This is a genomic window from Enterobacter sp. PL1 (assembly GCF_945957325.1).
Lineage (GTDB): Bacteria > Pseudomonadota > Gammaproteobacteria > Enterobacterales > Enterobacteriaceae > Enterobacter > Enterobacter roggenkampii.
On the sequence record NZ_CAMFKT010000081.1, the window covers coordinates 1 to 1,208 of the forward strand.

General features: G+C 51.7%; 1 protein-coding gene. It reads left to right on the forward strand.

The window, feature by feature from the left end; all coding sequences use genetic code 11:
• Positions 1–63: 63 nt before the first annotated feature.
• Positions 64–1,208 (forward strand): IS3 family transposase gene (locus tag N6P30_RS24315; protein ID WP_249040015.1). Its coding sequence is split into 2 segments (ribosomal slippage): positions 64–310 and positions 310–1,208, totalling 1,146 coding nucleotides; the frame shifts between segments, so codons are not numbered across the junction.

Consider the following 1,208-nt stretch of genomic DNA (forward strand, 5'->3'; position numbering starts at 1 on the left):
TGAATCGCCACGGGTTTAACAGACACCTCAGAGTCATTTAAGATGACTTAAAGAGAGGTGCCCATGAGCGGTAAGCGTTATCCCGAAGAGTTTAAAATTGAAGCGGTAAAACAGGTTGTTGATCGCGGCCATTCTGTTTCCAGCGTGGCAACACGTCTCGGTATCACCACCCACAGTCTTTATGCCTGGATAAAGGCATATGGCCCGGATTCCTCAACCAATAAAGTCCAGTCAGACGCTCAGGCTGAGATCCGACGCCTCCAGAAAGAGCTGAAGCGGGTTACCGACGAACGGGACATATTAAAAAAAGCGGCGTACTTCGCAAAGCTGTCCGACTGAGGTACGCCTTTATCCGTGACAACACCCATTGCTGGCCTGTCCGACTGCTTTGTCGGGTGCTGGATGTGCATCCGAGTGGTTTTTACGCCTGGCTTCAGCAGCCGGATTCACGGCGGCATCATACTGACCTGAGACTGACGGGGCTGATAAAGCAGTTCTGGCTGGAGTCGGGTTGCGTTTATGGTTATCGCAAGATCCACCTCGACCTGCGGGATACCGGACAACAGTGCGGAGTTAACCGTGTCTGGCGACTGATGAAGCGTGCCGGGATAAGGGCTCAGGTCGGGTACCGTAGCCCACGGGCACGTAAGGGTGAAACCAGCATCGTGACGCCCAACAGGCTCCAGCGGCAGTTCAACCCGGAAGCACCGGATGAGCGTTGGGTAACGGACATCACCTACATCCGGACTCACGAAGGCTGGCTGTATCTGGCTGTGGTTGTTGACCTGTTCTCGCGCAAAGTTATTGGCTGGTCAATGCAGCCCCGGATGACAAAGGATATTGTCCTGAATGCACTTCTGATGGCCGTGTGGCGACGTAATCCTCAAAAGCAGGTGCTGGTTCATTCTGATCAAGGCAGTCAGTACACAAGCTATGAGTGGCAGTCGTTCCTGAAATCACACGGGCTGGAGGGCAGTATGAGCCGTCGCGGTAACTGTCATGACAACGCAGTCGCAGAAAGTTTTTTCCAGTTACTGAAACGTGAACGGATAAAGAAAAAGATCTACGGAACGCGAGAAGAAGCTCGCGGTGATATTTTTGATTACATCGAAATGTTTTATAACAGTAAGCGTCGGCATGGTTCGAGTGATCATATGCCACCAACTGAATACGAAAAACAATATTATCAGCGGCTCGGAAGTGTCTAG